Annotated in this window: 13 protein-coding genes, 8 tRNA genes and 2 pseudogenes; 18 read left to right on the top strand and 5 right to left on the bottom strand. The window is 41.1% G+C overall.

Annotated elements, in window-relative coordinates:
• Nucleotides 1-8 precede the first annotated feature (8 nt).
• Together FTV38_RS03095 and FTV38_RS03090 are read right to left on the bottom strand one after the other, a co-directional pair.
• A complete protein-coding gene (locus tag FTV38_RS03095; protein WP_180021272.1) occupies nt 9-1,112 on the bottom strand; it encodes an efflux RND transporter periplasmic adaptor subunit in 1,104 nt (367 codons plus the stop codon).
• A 46-nt stretch (nt 1,113-1,158) separates the two neighbouring features.
• Nucleotides 1,159-1,752 (bottom strand): hypothetical protein, encoded by a 594-nt coding sequence (locus FTV38_RS03090; RefSeq protein WP_373684217.1) that lies wholly within the window; start codon nt 1,750-1,752, stop codon nt 1,159-1,161.
• 343 nt (nt 1,753-2,095) lie between these two features.
• Between FTV38_RS03090 and pilG the strand changes: the two genes are divergently transcribed.
• The 7 genes and pseudogenes from pilG to FTV38_RS03060 all read left to right on the top strand — a co-directional run bounded on the left by pilG (nt 2,096) and on the right by FTV38_RS03060 (nt 10,688).
• Nucleotides 2,096-2,479 carry a twitching motility response regulator PilG gene (gene pilG, locus FTV38_RS03085; RefSeq protein WP_078191060.1) on the top strand — a complete coding sequence of 128 codons (384 nt, stop codon included), beginning with the start codon at nt 2,096-2,098 and terminating at the stop codon, nt 2,477-2,479.
• Between the two features lie 29 nt (nt 2,480-2,508).
• The gene (locus FTV38_RS03080; protein WP_078191059.1) at nt 2,509-2,877 is read left to right on the top strand and encodes a response regulator; all 369 of its coding nucleotides are present in this window, start codon (nt 2,509-2,511) and stop codon (nt 2,875-2,877) included.
• A 6-nt stretch (nt 2,878-2,883) separates the two neighbouring features.
• Nucleotides 2,884-3,420, top strand: a complete 537-nt coding sequence (locus FTV38_RS03075) for a chemotaxis protein CheW (RefSeq protein ID WP_078191058.1) — start codon at nt 2,884-2,886, stop codon at nt 3,418-3,420.
• Between the two features lie 44 nt (nt 3,421-3,464).
• A complete protein-coding gene (locus FTV38_RS03070) occupies nt 3,465-5,540 on the top strand; it encodes a methyl-accepting chemotaxis protein (protein ID WP_078192256.1) in 2,076 nt (691 codons plus the stop codon).
• A gap of 162 nt (nt 5,541-5,702) precedes the next feature.
• A pseudogene (locus tag FTV38_RS18355) lies at nt 5,703-6,234 on the top strand (Hpt domain-containing protein); the annotation flags it as partial.
• 98 nt (nt 6,235-6,332) lie between these two features.
• Nucleotides 6,333-10,217, top strand: a pseudogene (locus FTV38_RS03065) (Hpt domain-containing protein); the annotation flags it as partial.
• Nucleotides 10,218-10,220: 3 nt separating this feature from the next.
• Nucleotides 10,221-10,688: a hypothetical protein gene (locus tag FTV38_RS03060; protein ID WP_180021266.1), complete on the top strand. Its 468-nt coding sequence runs from the start codon at nt 10,221-10,223 to the stop codon at nt 10,686-10,688.
• A 66-nt stretch (nt 10,689-10,754) separates the two neighbouring features.
• Here the strand turns inward: FTV38_RS03060 and dapE are convergent, their stop codons facing one another.
• From dapE to FTV38_RS03045, 3 genes are all read right to left on the bottom strand, one after another.
• Entirely contained in the window at nt 10,755-11,888 is a 1,134-nt protein-coding gene (gene dapE / locus FTV38_RS03055; RefSeq protein WP_180007531.1) for a succinyl-diaminopimelate desuccinylase, read from the bottom strand.
• A 122-nt stretch (nt 11,889-12,010) separates the two neighbouring features.
• Nucleotides 12,011-12,160 (bottom strand): entericidin A/B family lipoprotein, encoded by a 150-nt coding sequence (locus tag FTV38_RS03050; RefSeq protein ID WP_168379295.1) that lies wholly within the window; start codon nt 12,158-12,160, stop codon nt 12,011-12,013.
• Nucleotides 12,161-12,314: 154 nt separating this feature from the next.
• Nucleotides 12,315-13,178, bottom strand: coding sequence for a DUF1853 family protein (locus FTV38_RS03045; protein ID WP_180021264.1), 864 nt, complete (start codon nt 13,176-13,178; stop codon nt 12,315-12,317).
• 88 nt (nt 13,179-13,266) lie between these two features.
• Between FTV38_RS03045 and FTV38_RS03040 the strand changes: the two genes are divergently transcribed.
• The 11 genes from FTV38_RS03040 to FTV38_RS02990 all read left to right on the top strand — a co-directional run bounded on the left by FTV38_RS03040 (nt 13,267) and on the right by FTV38_RS02990 (nt 16,103).
• Nucleotides 13,267-13,701, top strand: coding sequence for a YbaN family protein (locus FTV38_RS03040; RefSeq protein WP_180021262.1), 435 nt, complete (start codon nt 13,267-13,269; stop codon nt 13,699-13,701).
• Complete coding sequence (gene elsL / locus FTV38_RS03035; protein WP_180021260.1) at nt 13,694-14,188, top strand: cell wall-recycling L,D-carboxypeptidase ElsL; 495 nt, start codon at nt 13,694-13,696, stop codon at nt 14,186-14,188. The genes FTV38_RS03040 and elsL overlap by 8 nt, the downstream gene beginning before the upstream one ends.
• Before the next feature lie 461 nt (nt 14,189-14,649).
• Nucleotides 14,650-14,725, top strand: a tRNA-Val gene (locus tag FTV38_RS03030).
• 29 nt (nt 14,726-14,754) lie between these two features.
• A tRNA-Asp gene (locus tag FTV38_RS03025) sits at nt 14,755-14,831 on the top strand.
• Between the two features lie 47 nt (nt 14,832-14,878).
• Nucleotides 14,879-14,955: transfer RNA gene (locus FTV38_RS03020), tRNA-Asp, on the top strand.
• 21 nt (nt 14,956-14,976) lie between these two features.
• A tRNA-Val gene (locus tag FTV38_RS03015) sits at nt 14,977-15,052 on the top strand.
• 13 nt (nt 15,053-15,065) lie between these two features.
• Nucleotides 15,066-15,142 (top strand) — tRNA-Asp (locus FTV38_RS03010).
• Nucleotides 15,143-15,173: 31 nt separating this feature from the next.
• Nucleotides 15,174-15,249 (top strand) — tRNA-Val (locus FTV38_RS03005).
• Nucleotides 15,250-15,293: 44 nt separating this feature from the next.
• Nucleotides 15,294-15,370 (top strand) — tRNA-Asp (locus FTV38_RS03000).
• Between the two features lie 98 nt (nt 15,371-15,468).
• Nucleotides 15,469-15,544 (top strand) — tRNA-Val (locus FTV38_RS02995).
• A gap of 97 nt (nt 15,545-15,641) precedes the next feature.
• Entirely contained in the window at nt 15,642-16,103 is a 462-nt protein-coding gene (locus FTV38_RS02990; protein ID WP_078191441.1) for a DUF2750 domain-containing protein, read from the top strand.
• Nucleotides 16,104-16,147 lie beyond the last annotated feature (44 nt).

The raw sequence follows: 16,147 nt of genomic DNA, 5'->3' as shown, positions 1-16,147 counted from the left end.
TTATTCTTTTAATTTTGGCTGATACTTACATCTTGTTTGATATCTGAATCATTAAATTTAATTCGGCTGATCAGATCACTATTTTGTAAGCCCTGAACAATCGCGGTGTTATTGCTATAACTCTGATTCAAAATTTGTACAGGTACTTTGGCAATTTTATTTTGACGAATGACCCAGACGTAAGGTTTATCTTTTAGACTTTGAATGGTGTCGAGTGGAATTTTTTGGCCTGAAATATTATCCGTGCCTAAGATGTGGCCTTCGACAAAAGCACCAATACTTAATGAAGTAATAGTTTCATTTGGGGCTGCAAAAAATTCAATTTGACGACTAGCCTGATCGGCAATTGGTGAAATCCGGCTGATTTGTGCTGTGAGTAAATTGCTATTACCTTGGATGCTATATTCAATCTTTTGTCCAATTTTCAGTGCAGCTTGCTGATCACTTGGTAATTTGGCTTGAATTTCTAATTGGTCTGGATTGACGATTTCAAAAAGGGTTTGTCCGGCAGCAACCGTTTGTCCCGGTTCAACATCACGTTTGGTAATCACGCCTTGGATAGGGCTATAAATGGTGCCGTCTTGATTGGCTTTACGTGCAATATCGACATTGGCTTGTTGAGCGCGAACATTTTCCATTTGAGCTTGGTAATCGACACGACTTTGTTCAAACTCTACTTTGGAAATAAAGCCTTGATTCAGCAAACGCTGTTTACGGTCCATCATCAGTTTAGCTTGATTGGCTTGAGCTTGTGTGGATGCAAGGTTTGCTTGTGATTGAGCAAGACGTGCGGCATTGTCTTGATTATTTAAACGCACCAACACTTGGCCTTTGCTGACACGTTGTCCGACCTCTGCATTCACATTGGTTGCAGTCGCAGTGACTTGGGCTTGAATACTGCTCTGATTGACCGCCCGAATGGTACCAGTAAAGGCCGTTTTTGAAATGGCGTTGCCTTGTTCGATCGTGACCAGATCTTGTTGAATCAATTCAATCTTATTTTCTGGTTTAACACTTTTCTGCGGATCTTCTTTTTGACATGCAGCCAAAGCCAGGCTTATGCAAAGCAGGCTAAGCTTTAAAAATGGGGATGATTGCTGTGCAGAGTGCATAATGGTCCTTATATCAGCGGTCTACAAAAGCAATTGAATAACAAGTTTATTCCATCGCTTTTAAACGCGTAATAATTCTGTCGTATTCAGCTTCTGTATTTCGATAGCGAGTTTGTAACGATTGAATGTATTCTTTTTTCGCTACCATATTTTTTTGATTATTATCCAACATTGTTTTTAATTTTGCCGGAACGGTTTCACCTTTTCGAAAATGTTCACGTTCTTGGCGAACAAATAATACACGATCATTTTGTAATTGTTTTAATTGTTCTTGTTCAAACACGATCTGTTTACGTATACCAGTCAGTGCATCACGCTTTTTAATGGCCGCAGTTCGGCTATTGGTATAGGCTTTTTTAAGTTTGATATCTGATGCTTGCTGACGTGCTTGGGCAGCACGCTGAGGAGCTTGTCTAACATCGGCTTCAGCATTGTAGGGGCGGTTACGTTTAATCACTTGCATATTTTGATCAAGTGCTTCATAACCATAGCGGATGTGATTTGGTGTCACATTGGTACTGATGTTTGCTACGCCTTTACTGTCATAGTAACGATACCAAGTCGCCTTTTGTGGTTGCTGCGTATTGGTTGGTGCAGCAAATAAAAGCGGGGTATAAGCCAACAAACAAGCCGTCAGAATGACTTTTTTTGAGAAATGTTTAAGGCCAATCAAGTGAATTTTTTTTGTAAACGGACTCAACCTTGTACTCCCCAGTTTAAAGTTGACTAAATTACTTATTTTAAAGTAATAATCTTGCTATAATATGCTTAATTAAGACAATTAAATACTATTCCAAGTTAAAAAAAAATCGTTGGTCATCGGAAAGTGTGAAGCAGTTAATAAAAACAAGAAATCTTGTGTGTTTGCGCAGAAAATGTTCATTGAAAACGCAAGTAAAGATATGTTAAAAATGTTCACAACTTGTAAATAATAATGCTGCTAACTTAATTGTTTGTACATCCTCAATGGGTAGGGTCAATAAATGGACGATAAATTCCAAAATCTAAAAGTCATGGTAATTGATGATTCAAAAACCATTCGTCGTACGGCCGAAACGCTGCTTCAGCGTGAAGGATGTGAAGTAGTCACTGCTGTAGATGGTTTTGAAGCACTTTCAAAAATTGCAGATGCGAATCCAGATATCGTATTTGTCGATATTATGATGCCACGTCTTGATGGCTATCAAACTTGTGCCCTGATTAAAAACTCTCAAAATTATCAAAATATTCCTGTGATTATGCTTTCAAGTAAAGACGGTTTATTTGATCAGGCGAAGGGTCGTGTTGTGGGTTCGGATGAATACTTAACGAAGCCATTCAGTAAAGATGAATTGCTGAATGCAATCCGTAATCACGTTACAGCTTAATTAGATTTTTTATTTTTTGGGGAAAAAGCATGGCACGTATCCTAATCGTTGATGATTCACCAACAGAAACTTTCCGTTTTAAAGAAATTTTAGGTAAACACGGATTTGAAGTGATTGAAGCTTCAAATGGGGCAGATGGGGTGACAATGGCTCAAGCTGAGTTACCAGACTTGGTCTTAATGGATGTGGTAATGCCGGGTGTGAATGGTTTCCAAGCAACACGTCAAATTGCACGTGGTGCGACCACCAAGCATATCCCGATTGTCATTGTAAGTACCAAAGATCAGGCAACTGACCGTGTTTGGGGTAAACGCCAAGGTGCTTCTGATTATCTAACTAAACCTGTAGACGAAAAACAATTAATTGATGTGATTAAGCAACACCTCAATGCAGGATAAAGCTCTATGGCAGCAAATGGATTTATCGAATTACTTCGAATCGCAAAACGAGGAAACAAAAACTACGTTTCCACTGAAAATGAAGTAAACCGATGGTCAGGCATTGCTTTTGAGATGATGGGGCAATATTACGTTGCTCCTTTAGGTGAAGTAGCTGAAGTGATCTACCCACCAAAATATACGCCAGTTCCCAACACCCAACCTTGGGTGATGGGATTAGCCAATATTCGGGGACGCTTACTTTCTTTGTCTGACCTAGCACAATATATAACCGGTCATCGAAGTAGTTTTTCACCCACTCAAAAAGTTTTATGTATTAGTCATAATGACCATTATGTCGGTTTGGTAGTCGATCAAGTTTTGGGTATTCAACACTTTAATAAGAAAAGTTATTTTTCTAAACATAATGAGTTGGATCGAAATTTACAGGAATATTGTCAGGGGTATTTCCACCAGCATAACCAGCAGTGGAATGTATTTCTCTTCAGTCGTTTACTGCAAAATCCAAAATACATGAACGCATCTATAAAATTTATAAATTAATTGTCGCGCACGAACGAAAGAAGGCGTAATCGGGGAGAAGCTGAATGGGCTTTAAACTTAAAAAGAAAAATACGGGTGAAAGCACCAGTGGTCGTAAAGGCGGTAATGCTTTTCTGGCAAAACTGCAATCACAGACAGATCAATTATCTCGAGTTTTTGGTGATAGTGAAAAATCCAAACCATTTATTTATGGTGCGATTGGTTCATTAGTACTGGCAACGATTATTTTATTATACCTATTCTATAGCGTTCCTCGCGGTAACCAATTAACGCAAAGTTTGGGTGAACTCCGTCTTCTTTCGCAAACAATTTCGCGTCAAGCAACTGAGGCAACTGCTTCAGGTACTGAAGATGCAATGAAAAAATTAATTGCCTCTCAAGATTCGTTCAAAGAAAACTTAGAAACTGTAAAAGACATTCATGCAAATACAGATGCGCTGAAATCTGTAGATACGCAGTGGGCTGAGGTTTCAAAAAGTATTGACTTGATTACTTCGCAACAAAAAATCATTAATAAGTTATATGACACGAACATCGCGATTGGTGAAACCATTCCGGGGATTCAGGCGGAATATAACTTGATGGTCGACCAAATGGCACGTCAAGACATGCCTTCGAACCAGGTGGTGATTGCGAAAAACCAGGTATTCATTGCAGAACGTATTTTACGTTCGATCAGTTCGGTGCTTTCAGGTTCTGATAGCTCACGTGAGTCTGCAGATGACTTCAGTGCCGATACTGAAACCTTCGGTTTGTACTTAAATGCCCAATTGGATGGTAGTACAGAGCTTGGTGTACAACGTATTGAAAGCCCTGAATTACGTGAGTCACTTGAAGGCATTAAAGCTGAATATGACGATGTATTAAAATCAGCGGCTGCGACAATTTTGAAAAACTCAACGCAAATTGTGAACGTACGTAAAGCATCTTCACAAATTTTTGCTGAGTCAGACAAATTGTTGGACAACTTAAATCAATTGTCTTCTAGCACAGGCTTGAAAACCATTTTACCTGCGGTACTGTTGATTCTTGCTTTAACAGCCTTCTTGATCTGTGTGTTCAAACTTCTTTCTTTACGTGGTCAATCGGATAAATTCCGTGTAACCCGTCTTCAAGAAGAATATGACCGTAACCAGAACGCGATTTTACGTTTACTCGATGAAATTGCCGATCTTGCAGACGGTGACTTACGTTCGTATGCGACGGTATCTGAAGACTTTACGGGTGCGATTGCCGACTCGATTAACTTCGCAATCGACCAATTACGTGACCTTGTATCGCGTATTACAGAAACTTCTCAAGAAGTTGCACAATATACGGCGAATACGCAGGGTATTACCAACCAGCTTGCAGAAGCATCTGAGCATCAGGCGCAAGAGATTGCTGGTGCATCTGCCGCGATTAACGAAATGGCAATGTCGATTGACCAAGTATCTTCGAACGCTGAAGAATCAGCTGTCGTAGCAGAACGTTCAGTACAAATTGCTGCAAACGGTGCAGATGTTGTAAACCGTTCAATTGAAGGTATGGACACGATTCGTGAGCAGATTCAAGAAACTTCAAAACGTATTAAACGTTTGGGTGAGTCTTCTCAAGAGATTGGTAACATTGTCGCACTGATTAACGATATTGCCGACCAAACGAACATCTTGGCATTAAACGCAGCAATTCAGGCGTCGATGGCGGGTGAAGCAGGTCGTGGTTTCGCCGTGGTAGCGGATGAGGTACAGCGTCTTGCGGAACGTTCAGCGTCTGCAACCAAACAGATTGAAGGCTTGGTAAAAACCATTCAAACGGATACTAACGAAGCCGTAATTTCAATGGAACAAACGACTTCGGAAGTTGTACGTGGTGCGAACTTGTCTAAGGATGCCGGCGTAGCACTGGATGAAATTCAGTCTGTATCGGGTAACTTGGCGAAACTGATTGCAAACATTTCGGATGCTGCAAAACTTCAGTCTGCTTCAGCAGGTCATATTGCGACAACGATGAACGTTGTACAAGAAATTACCTCGCAAACCACCAGTGCAACATTTGATACTGCACGTTCGGTATCTGAATTGGCGAACATGGCTGAATCATTACGTGAATCTGTATCTGACTTTAAACTCCCAGAGTAAGTCAGGCGCAAACCTGCAGTACCTTAGCTACGGTTAGGGTACTGCACCGATTACAGATAACACATCGATAAGGTGAACTTAACGTCACAGTTAAGTCTTAGGTGATGGTTACAATTAAGTTTGAGCAACCTTCTTGGTGGCAAAACATAAGAAGCCTTAGCTATGAAAGAAATATTAAAAAATTTAGTTGAAACAACTACGCTTCCTGAAGATAGTTATCTTGATCAAGATGCAGAAATTTTAGAGATTTTTGTTGAAGAAATAGAAGAGATCTTTGAAGAGCTGGCGGGTTTATTTACAACTTGGTTGGAAAATCCACAAGATAAAGACACTTTAACGACGATTCGTCGTCATTTCCATACCCTGAAAGGTTCAGGTCGTATGGTCGGGGCAAAATCGGCGGGTGAAACTGCATGGGCAGTGGAAGATACGCTGAATCGTGTTATTGCAGGTTCAGTACAGTTAACGCCAACCGTTCAAAAGTTTGCACAAACAGTTTTAAATGTTTATCAATATAAGCTCTATCCACGGTTTAAAAATGTTGCCGAATTGGATGTTGACTTACGTCCATTGGTTTTAATGGGGCAACAATTACAACAAAATATTAGCCTTGAGCCTGCACTCGAAGAATTATTAAAACTGGCAGATCAATTAAAATCTGAAGATGCTGTCACTGGTTTAGAGCTGACTGAAGTTGAAACTACAGAACATGTGGAAGTAGTTGAAAGCACGATCGATGCAGTGGCCGAATCAGAAACAACTCTTGAGCAAGTGGATGCAGATGCATCACTGGTCGAAGAGACTGTGAGCATTTTTATTGAAGAAGCTGAAGAACATCTACAAACGATTGATCAGTTCCTCCAATCTGATGATAGTAAATCACAAGACTATAATGGCTTGATTCGCGCGCTACACACCTTACGTGGTAGTTCGTCGATGGCGCAAATCGAAGAGATTTTTGAAGCCAGTTCAAAAGTTGAAAATTTATTCAAAACCTTATTACAAGACGAAATCGTATCGAGCTCGAAAGAAGCTGCTTTATTGATTCAATATGCTGAATTTGTTCGTGATTATTTACACGTGCTGCGTTCAGGGGATAAGGCAAATCTTGCATCTATTTATGAAACCTTCAAAGCCGCTTGGGATGATTATGGTTTTGCTAGCCAAGATCAATTGGCGCCTGAAGATAATCCGCAAGGTTTGGTTTCTAAACTAATCGAATTAAATATTGATCAGTTATTAGATGCTGAATTTGAGTTTGATAAACGTGCCCTTGCAGAATTCCCAGACTATATTCAACAGCTCAGTCAACAAGCTTTAGAGTTGATCGAACATACAGATAATCGTGCGTCTGTTGGTATTCATGATTTTACAACTCAACTGCGTGCAGCGTATCAGTCTTTAGTTGAAAAGCCTGAATTACTCCATGCTGATTATGGCTATGAGTTATTTGCGCAAGCACATCAAGAGTTTATTCACTTATTTGACACTTTAGCTGCGGGTCAGCGTGTGGTGTTAAGTGAAGAGGTTCAGCGTTTCTTAAATGAGCTGACTGCATTTGTTCAACAAGACATTGAAGCAGTTGCAGCGACGACAACACCAGAAGCCCATGTAGTTGCTGAACCTGTTGCCACAGTAGAAGATAAAGCCGCTGTTGCAAATACAACAGCAGTAGACTTTGCACAATTAAGTCAGCGTATTCAACTTGATCATCAACAGATGCAAGCGGTGGATGCGAATAATGACTTTGATGAAGATCTTTTAGGGATCTTTATTGAAGAGGCAGAAGAGTTATTGGTGGGGATTGACCAAGACCTTAGTACTTGGACACGTGATCAGACCAATACTTCAGCTTTGAATAATTTAATGCGTTATTTGCATACCCTAAAAGGTGGTGCAAATATGATTGCCGCATCTCATGTGGGTTTAATTTCGCATGAGTTAGAGTCGATTTATGAGCGCATTATTCGTCAGCAAATTTCGATTACGCCTGCGTTAATTCAAATTATTCGTTTAGTGCAGGATGATATTTCAGATCGTATTCAAACCATTCGTGACCAAGGGATCGACTACCCAGCGAATAATGTGATCGATATTCTCAAGAATATTCAGTCAATTGTGGCAGGAGAGCGTTCAGAAGCTGTTGTATTGGCTTCGGCCCCTATTTCTGCTGAAACTGAACAAACAGCAGTAGAACCAGATGTATCGGTGTCAGAGCCGATGGATGTTGCTGAAGACACTGCAGAAGCAGTGGTTGAAGCTCAAACGACTGCTCACACTGAGTCTGCTGTTGAACATCTTGAACATGCGGTTGCTGAACATGTTGAGCACCCAGATGATGATCTACGTTCGGTCATGGAAGAAACCTTCCTTGAAGAGTCTGAGGAAATTCTTGAACAAGCCGTTCAATTATTAAATCAATGGACTGAACAACGTAGTGACCGTAACGTATTGCTTCAATTACAACGTGCTGCCCACAGTATTAAGGGTGGTGCGCGTATGGTTGAAAATGAACCTGTTGCCGCAATTGCGTATCAACTTGAGACGACGTTTGAGCATTTTGCGGTTCATCATTTCAACTCAAATGCATATGACGGCTTACTCAAAACGACGTTGGCATGGTTAAAAGAAGCAATCTTCAACCATGACTATAGTAATTTTGACAGCATCAAATTGAGCTTAGAATCCATTCAGTATGTGGATGTTACGGTTCAATTGCCAAACCGTGTTGCAGAATTAGAACAAGGTATTGTCAGTAAAGGCTTTGAATTTATTCAAGGTGATGGTGTTGAACCTCCATCTATGTTGGGTGAATGGTCTGAAGCTAATTCTTCTGATAACAGTAATGAGATGATTCGTATCTCGGCTGATCTCGTCGAGAAGATGATTGACTTATCAGGCGAAAACTCGATTAACCGTTCACGTATTGAGATGGACTTAGGTCAGCTAGGCAATACCTTGAATGAAATGGAGTTAGCAATTAAGCGACTTGCTGACCAGTTACGTCGAATGGATGGTGAGCTTGAGTCACAAATTATTGCCAAACATGGTTCTGAAAATTCACGCTATGCGGATTTCGACCCATTGGAGATGGACCAATATTCATCGATTAACCAATTGTCAAAATCTCTAGCCGAATCTGCGTCGGATTTGGTTGACTTCAAGAGTACTTTGGCAGAAAAAATCCGTGATGCGGAAGGTCTGTTATTACAACAATCACGTATTCAGTCAGAAATTCAAGAAAGTCTGATGCGTACCCGTTTGGTGCCATTTGATCGTTTGTTACCACGTTTACAACGTATTGTGCGTCAAACCTCTTCGACCTTGAACCGTCCTGCAGAATTGATTGTTCAAAATACAGAAGGTGAATTGGACCGTACGATCTTAGAGCGTTTGGTGACACCATTTGAACATATGCTGCGTAATGCGGTCGACCATGGTTTAGAAGATCCTGCTGACCGTTTGGCTTTGAAAAAGCCAGAAGTGGGTAGCATTGTCTTGAATATTAGTCGTCAGGGTACTGATGTACTGGTGTCTTTCAGTGATGATGGTAAAGGGATTGATGAAGTCAAGATTAAAAACAAAGCCTTAAAACTTGGTTTAATCAAAGCGGATCAGTTCCTCGATAAACAAGAAATCTTGCAATTGATCTTCCATCCAGGATTCTCAACGGCACAAGCGGTAACGCAAATTTCGGGTCGTGGCGTTGGTCTGGATGTGGTGCAAAGTGAAATTAAAGCCTTGGGTGGTCATGTTTCCGTAGAGTCTGAGTTAGGTAAAGGGACAACCTTTACCATTCGTGTACCAACGACGGTAGCGGTCAGCGATGCCTTGATGGTGAAAGCTGGTGATCAGCAATATGCGATTTCATTAGCGCAAATTGAGCGTATTGTCCGTATTACACCTACGGCACTTGAAACTTACTTCAATAGTAAGGATGACGTGTTTAAAATTGACAATACCAATTACAAACTACGTTATCTATCAGAGTTTGTGGGTAATCAGCCAATTCCACGTTTAAATAATGTCGGCCATTCATTGCCTGTACTGTTAATTAAAGGCAACAGTGGTCAAACCATTGCTTTATTGGTCGATCAGCTGGTGGGTTCACGTTCTCAAATCGTGGTGAAACCAATTGGTCAACAATTTACCAGTGTGGCCGCGATTGCAGGTGCCACGATTCTAGGTGATGGTCATGTATGTTTGATTTTGGATGGGCAAAATATTGCACGTCAAATTCAAACTACACAGCGTGTTAAACATTCAGCTGAGCAGCGTGATTTGGGCCGTCAATCCAATGCACGTCGTTTAGTGATGATTGTCGATGACTCGGTGACAGTACGTAAGGTGACTTCACGCTTACTTGAACGTCAAGGTTATGACATCGTGACCGCGAAAGATGGTGTAGATGCAATTGAGCAGCTTGAAAATGTCCGTCCAGACTTGATGCTACTTGATATTGAGATGCCACGTATGGATGGTTTCGAAGTGACTAACTTAGTCCGTCACCACGACATTCACCGTGACTTACCAATCATTATGATTACATCGCGTACAGGTGAAAAACATCGTGAGCGTGCATTTAGCTTAGGTGTGACTCACTATATGGGTAAACCATTCCAAGAAGCTGAATTGCTTGCCAATATTGAAGCTTTAATTGCAGAAAAGCAGGGGTAATCTATGAGCCAAAATACTGTTTCTCAGATTGTCAGCGATAAAATTGATCAACAGGAACTGCAACATCTCATTACGGTATCTACCGGGTTTATCGATGCGTATATCATTGATTGTCATGGTAAAGAGCCAATGTTGTTGCCACAAAATATTGTGCTATCAGCGCTTGATAGTGCAACCAATGTTCCTTTTGTTGAATGGCATGAATTGAAATTGCCTGTTTTCTCAGTCAATGATCCTGCAAAAAATCAGGGTGTGGCTTTGGTCATTGAAGGGGATGATGTTGGACAGCGTTTTGCACTGATGTGTAATGAGATGCCGAAAACCATTCGTTTGCGTATTTCTGAAGTGGTTGATGAAGAAAAAGCCGTGAAAGACGCCAATATTTTCCAATATGTACGCATGGCCGATCAGGTATTTCATATTCCAAATTTAGCCAATATTCAAAATAGCATTGGGCTTCAAGCGGCTTAATATTTGCAAAAACGAGATATAAAAAAGGAACTCAATGGAGTTCCTTTTTTATATTGCAGAGAATACTTAAGCCAACAGGTTTTCTAAAATCTTTTCGTAAATTTCAGAAAGTGGCTCCAACTCTTCCACATTGACGTGTTCATTGATTTGGTGAATCGTGGCATTCAAAACACCCAATTCAAGCACCTGTGCACCTGTAGGCGCAATGAATCGACCATCAGAAGTACCACCACTGGTCGAAAGTTCAGTTTCTGTCCCTGTAACATCACGAATGGCATCACGTGCGGCATTCACTAACTCACCGACAGGGGTGAGGAATGGAAGACCAGATAAGGTCCAAGAGATGTCATATTCAACGCCATGACGATCTAGAATTTCCAAGGTGCGTGCTTTGAGTTCGTCCGCCGTCACTTCTGTTGAATAGCGGAAGTTAAAGAGTAAATTCATCGTGCCCGGAACAACGTTGGTTGCGCCTGTACCGGCATTGATATTGGAAATTTGAAAAGATGTTGCGGGGAAGTATTCGTTGCCATTATCCCACACGGTATCGCAAAGTTCAGCCAGTGCCTTTGATGCTGTATGGATTGGATTGATCGCAAGATGTGGGTAAGCAACGTGCCCTTGTTTACCTTTAACGGTTAAATTGGCATTTAGTGAACCACGACGACCATTTTTAACAATATCGCCAAGTGTGTTGGTGCTAGAAGGTTCACCCACCAGACACCAAGTCATTTTTTCATTACGCGCTTCTAAAGTTTCAACAACTTTGACTGTCCCGTTGATCGAAGGACCTTCTTCGTCAGAGGTAATGAGAAATGCAATAGAGCCTTTATGATTTGGATGCTTTGCAACAAAACGTTCTGAAGCTACAACCATAGCTGCCAACGCTGTTTTCATATCTGCGCTGCCACGACCATACAGTTTACCGTCGCGAATTTCAGGAAGAAATGGGTCAGAACCCCATGCATCCAAGTTACCGGTAGGTACTACATCCGTATGACCTGCAAAGCAAAATACTGGTGCTTCAGTCCCTTTACGTGCCCAAAGATTATCTACATCATCAAAACGCATATTTTCAATGTTAAAGCCAATTTTGGCTAAACGATCCGCCATAATGTTCTGGCAGGTATGGTCAATCGGTGTCACCGACGGTTGGCGAAGTAGTTCTAGGCTGAGATCAAGAGTTGCTGTTGAGGTCATGCTAAATACAGAAGTCAAAAATGTCGCAATATAATAGGCGAATCGACAAGCGAAGGGAAATTTAGACGTAAAAAAACCCTATTTAAAAAATAGGGCTCTTTTATAAATTCTTGGGAAAGAAATTAATTGCGGCGAATTTCTTCCGAAGTTTTCTCAGCAGTATTGGTTACAGCATCTCCAGCTTTAGATACGTCTTTACCCATACCCTTTACTGTATTACAACCTGTCAGTACGAAAGCAACCATAAGTGATGCAGCTAAAATTTTTTTCATTGACTGTATTCTCCATTATGAAAGAATAATTTTTAGAGGGATAAATTATTCTGATGTGAGATTTAGATTAAAAAATAGCCGTATCAAACAGTAGGTGGTTTTTACAGTGGTTGAGTAAATAAATGTAAATTTCTACTAAATGGTGGATTGAGTCTTAAATCGTTTGCGGCAAAATCAAGCGTGGCTGTCTATACATATAATAGCTTTCCTCACTGTCTTTTTTATATAAACCATCTGTCCACCAATGAGCGGTTTCACTTGTGGGTTGCTGCTGCACGCAGATCCATTCATGTCGTTGTAAGCGATAATAGCCTTGACTTGTGGATGGAATAGCGTGTCCCCATTGACCTATTCTGCGCGCAGGATTGACCCAGTTTGGCAATGTGTTGGTACGCTGAATAGGTAAATATAATTGACCTTTTAAAACACAATAGCGCTGTTGAATTTGCTGCCCAAGTGCTTCATCAAATTGGAATTGTTTTTGGGTGAAATGATTAAGCTTACGAGCCAAAGTATCACTACGATTTAAGCCATACCAATAGGGTAATTGAAAATCACGCTCGGCTAGATAATATTTTAAAGCCACTTCCCAGTGTTCAACTTCACCACTTTCGGTATTTTTTAAAACAAAATCGAGTTCACCTACTGTACGAGGGCCGTCAATTTTTTGAATGCTATGTCCGAGTAACTGGTAGGGATGGTATGGGTGATCGAGAAGCCAAAACCATATAAACATTTCGAAACGTAAACCAAGGCGAGTACTTTTTAATTTTTGTAAAAATTCTACTAATGCACTTGGGTGTTGTTCGAGTTGTTTTAAACGGGGAAGGTAGGCTTCAAAATGTTTTTGCCAAAGCTCGCTTGGATGAAAATGAAAGGGATAGCGGATTTCGAGTTCATTGGGAATTTGCTGCAGAATATTTGGGCTAGCAATACAGAAAGCCAATTGGCGAACTAAGGGCTGTTTAAATTGCAACCATGGCTCAAAATAAGACGACGTTGTCGGGGCTACAGCCATATTGAAACCTTTTGAATAATGCAGAATAACAACGGATAATTGTTAAAAACATCTTATACTACCTGAATTGAAAGTTCAGGGTAGCGGTATGAAGACGTTGTTTTGGCGAAGCTTAGTGGTTGTCTTTGTCATTTTAGGCTTTATAGGGGCTTTATTGCCGGGAATGCCCACGACAGTCTTCTTAATATTAGCAGCATGGGCAGCTTCAAAAGGCTGGCCACAAATGGATGCTTGGTTATTGAATCATCCTAAATACGGCCCAACCCTACGCGCTTGGCGCGAAAATGGCACCGTCCCCCGCAAAGCAAAATGGTTTGCATCGATCATGATGTTTGTGAGTGGTCTGATTATGCTTTTTACTTCTGCACCGATTGCCGTCAAGATTTTCACGGACTTAACCATGTTGATCGTTGGTATTTGGTTATGGACACGACCTGAGCCAAATCAGATGCGGACTATTGAACAATCGCAGCAGACTAAACAAGAAGATAAAGATAAGCAGAAAGAGCAAGAGCATGTCTGAATATACCCAAGATCAAGCCGATATCCTGATTAACTTGAAAGATCAAACTTTAACTTTGCCGAAGCTGAATAAGTTTTACCTGATTTCATCGGGTAAAAATGGCATTGGTGAGCAGGAAAATAGTGGTAAGACCCCACGAGGCTGGCATCAAGTCGCTGAAAAGTTTGGTGGACAACAACCTCAAAATGCAGTTTTTAAAGCACGTCAGTGGACCGGAGAGGTTTACGATGAGCAACTTGCCGCATCATATCCTGATCGGGATTGGATTTTATCTCGAATATTATGGCTAAGTGGTTTGGAACCGGGCTTTAATGCAGGTGAGGGCTGTGATACTTATCAACGCTATATTTATATCCATGGCACACCAGATCGCGAGCCTATGGGGATACCGATGTCACATGGTTGTATTCGCATGCGAAACAGCGATGTTGTAGAACTTTATCAATTGATTCCATTAAATGCGCTGGTTTACATCACTGAACATTGAACACGTCGTTAAAAGTACAAGCCATGAAAACCGAAGTTCATGGCATCAAAACAAAGATTTGAAAAATTAAAGTGAGTTTGAAAGGCGTTTTTTTGTCAGGACTTTTGTCAGGACTAATGCTCGCAAACTAACAGAAAATCGTGTTTGAATGTATTTTGTACACTGTGGTGTTTTAGAATGTAGTGTATGTGATGAATTAATCGTCGGTTCGCTGAATGATTAGTTATGAGTCCACGCGAAAAACTGTTTTTATGTGAATGATGCAGAATATAAGTCATATTTTTAGTAATAAATTTACAGGTTTATAGCTAAAAAATGTTCAAAAATACTGATTTTTCCGCAATATAACTTATTTTTTAATCACTCAAACAGAAAAAGTGGAAAAGAGTTAGAAAAGCGTTTGACAGACCGTGAGGATTCTCTATAATGCACCTCATCAAACGATGAACATGTTTTGAAAAGGGCGCTTAGCTCAGTTGGTAGAGCGTCTGCCTTACAAGCAGAATGTCGGCGGTTCGATCCCGTCAGCGCCCACCAAGCCTTTTCAGTGTTAAGATATTTAGAGTGCAGCGGTAGTTCAGTTGGTTAGAATACCGGCCTGTCACGCCGGGGGTCGCGGGTTCGAGTCCCGTCCGCTGCGCCACTTTAAATCTTAATTCGTTTGAACCACAATAGCGACATTGTGTAAGTGCAGCGGTAGTTCAGTTGGTTAGAATACCGGCCTGTCACGCCGGGGGTCGCGGGTTCGAGTCCCGTCCGCTGCGCCATTTACATGATAGACCTTTTGAGGGCGCTTAGCTCAGTTGGTAGAGCGTCTGCCTTACAAGCAGAATGTCGGCGGTTCGATCCCGTCAGCGCCCACCATATTTTTTGCGATGCAGCGGTAGTTCAGTTGGTTAGAATACCGGCCTGTCACGCCGGGGGTCGCGGGTTCGAGTCCCGTCCGCTGCGCCATTTCAAAGAATATAATTGTTGTACCCTTTAAGGGCGCTTAGCTCAGTTGGTAGAGCGTCTGCCTTACAAGCAGAATGTCGGCGGTTCGATCCCGTCAGCGCCCACCATATCTTTTAAGATATAGGTTGTGTTTCGAAAGAAACTACGTGATGCAGCGGTAGTTCAGTTGGTTAGAATACCGGCCTGTCACGCCGGGGGTCGCGGGTTCGAGTCCCGTCCGCTGCGCCATTTATCTTAAAAATCTCTGTTCAAGAGAATGCCTTTAGAAAAATCTTTGATTTTTCTCTTGCGCTCAGACAAAGCTTCGCTTTGTTACTCTTCGCTCAGGGCGCTTAGCTCAGTTGGTAGAGCGTCTGCCTTACAAGCAGAATGTCGGCGGTTCGATCCCGTCAGCGCCCACCATATTCTTCTATAGAAACTTCTTTCTCCAAAAGCTTGCCTAAATTTTCTGATTTACATAGAATCCGCTCTATAATAATTTTAATATTGTATGTGATCTATGAGAAATCCATATCAGCGCAAGGCAGCGTCTAAAACTCAAACTACAAATTACAATCCTCAAGAAACCTATAAACAATTTATTGAAAATATGGTCGCTCAAGGTGGCGTGATTGCGTTATATCAAGATGGTTGGGCACTTTGTGCGACACCTACAGGTCAACGTTCCTTCGCTATTTGGCAAAACCGTGGTTTGGCACGTTTATTAATTAAAGACAATTGGTCCAATTATGAAATTCAGGAAATTTCATTAAAAGACTTTATTGAAAAAGTCATTCCGTTTTTACGTAGCGAGAGCACTACGGTGTCTTTAGATTTGACCCCGGAAGGGCAAAATATTTTGGTTGCACCTGAAAAGATGCTGTTAGATATTAAAAATTATTTATATCAAGTCTACCAGCAGCGCCCAGAAATATTTGAAAACCTTAAAATTCCTTTGCCACGTAGCATTCGTTTAAATTAATTGTTTATTTACAGCATAAAAGCCCTTGTTTACTGATCAAACAA

Source organism: Acinetobacter sp. YH16044 (assembly GCF_013417145.1).
Classification (GTDB): Bacteria; Pseudomonadota; Gammaproteobacteria; order Pseudomonadales; family Moraxellaceae; genus Acinetobacter; species Acinetobacter amyesii.
Note: the sequence above shows the minus strand (reverse complement) of the source record. Positions and strands in the feature narration are given on the sequence as shown.

What these genes read in the sequence shown, in the direction of transcription:
- FTV38_RS03070 (WP_078192256.1), top strand. Translation starts at nt 3,465, where the DNA reads ATGGGCTTTAAACTTAAAAAGAAAAATACGGGTGAAAGCACCAGTGGT.
- FTV38_RS03080 (WP_078191059.1), top strand. Translation starts at nt 2,509, where the DNA reads ATGGCACGTATCCTAATCGTTGATGATTCACCAACAGAAACTTTCCGT.
- elsL (WP_180021260.1), top strand. Translation starts at nt 13,694, where the DNA reads ATGTCTGAATATACCCAAGATCAAGCCGATATCCTGATTAACTTGAAA.
- FTV38_RS03045 (WP_180021264.1), bottom strand. Translation starts at nt 13,178, where the DNA reads ATGGCTGTAGCCCCGACAACGTCGTCTTATTTTGAGCCATGGTTGCAA.
- dapE (WP_180007531.1), bottom strand. Translation starts at nt 11,888, where the DNA reads ATGACCTCAACAGCAACTCTTGATCTCAGCCTAGAACTACTTCGCCAA.
- FTV38_RS03050 (WP_168379295.1), bottom strand. Translation starts at nt 12,160, where the DNA reads ATGAAAAAAATTTTAGCTGCATCACTTATGGTTGCTTTCGTACTGACA.
- pilG (WP_078191060.1), top strand. Translation starts at nt 2,096, where the DNA reads ATGGACGATAAATTCCAAAATCTAAAAGTCATGGTAATTGATGATTCA.
- FTV38_RS03075 (WP_078191058.1), top strand. Translation starts at nt 2,884, where the DNA reads ATGGCAGCAAATGGATTTATCGAATTACTTCGAATCGCAAAACGAGGA.
- FTV38_RS03060 (WP_180021266.1), top strand. Translation starts at nt 10,221, where the DNA reads ATGAGCCAAAATACTGTTTCTCAGATTGTCAGCGATAAAATTGATCAA.
- FTV38_RS03040 (WP_180021262.1), top strand. Translation starts at nt 13,267, where the DNA reads ATGAAGACGTTGTTTTGGCGAAGCTTAGTGGTTGTCTTTGTCATTTTA.
- FTV38_RS02990 (WP_078191441.1), top strand. Translation starts at nt 15,642, where the DNA reads ATGAGAAATCCATATCAGCGCAAGGCAGCGTCTAAAACTCAAACTACA.
- FTV38_RS03095 (WP_180021272.1), bottom strand. Translation starts at nt 1,112, where the DNA reads ATGCACTCTGCACAGCAATCATCCCCATTTTTAAAGCTTAGCCTGCTT.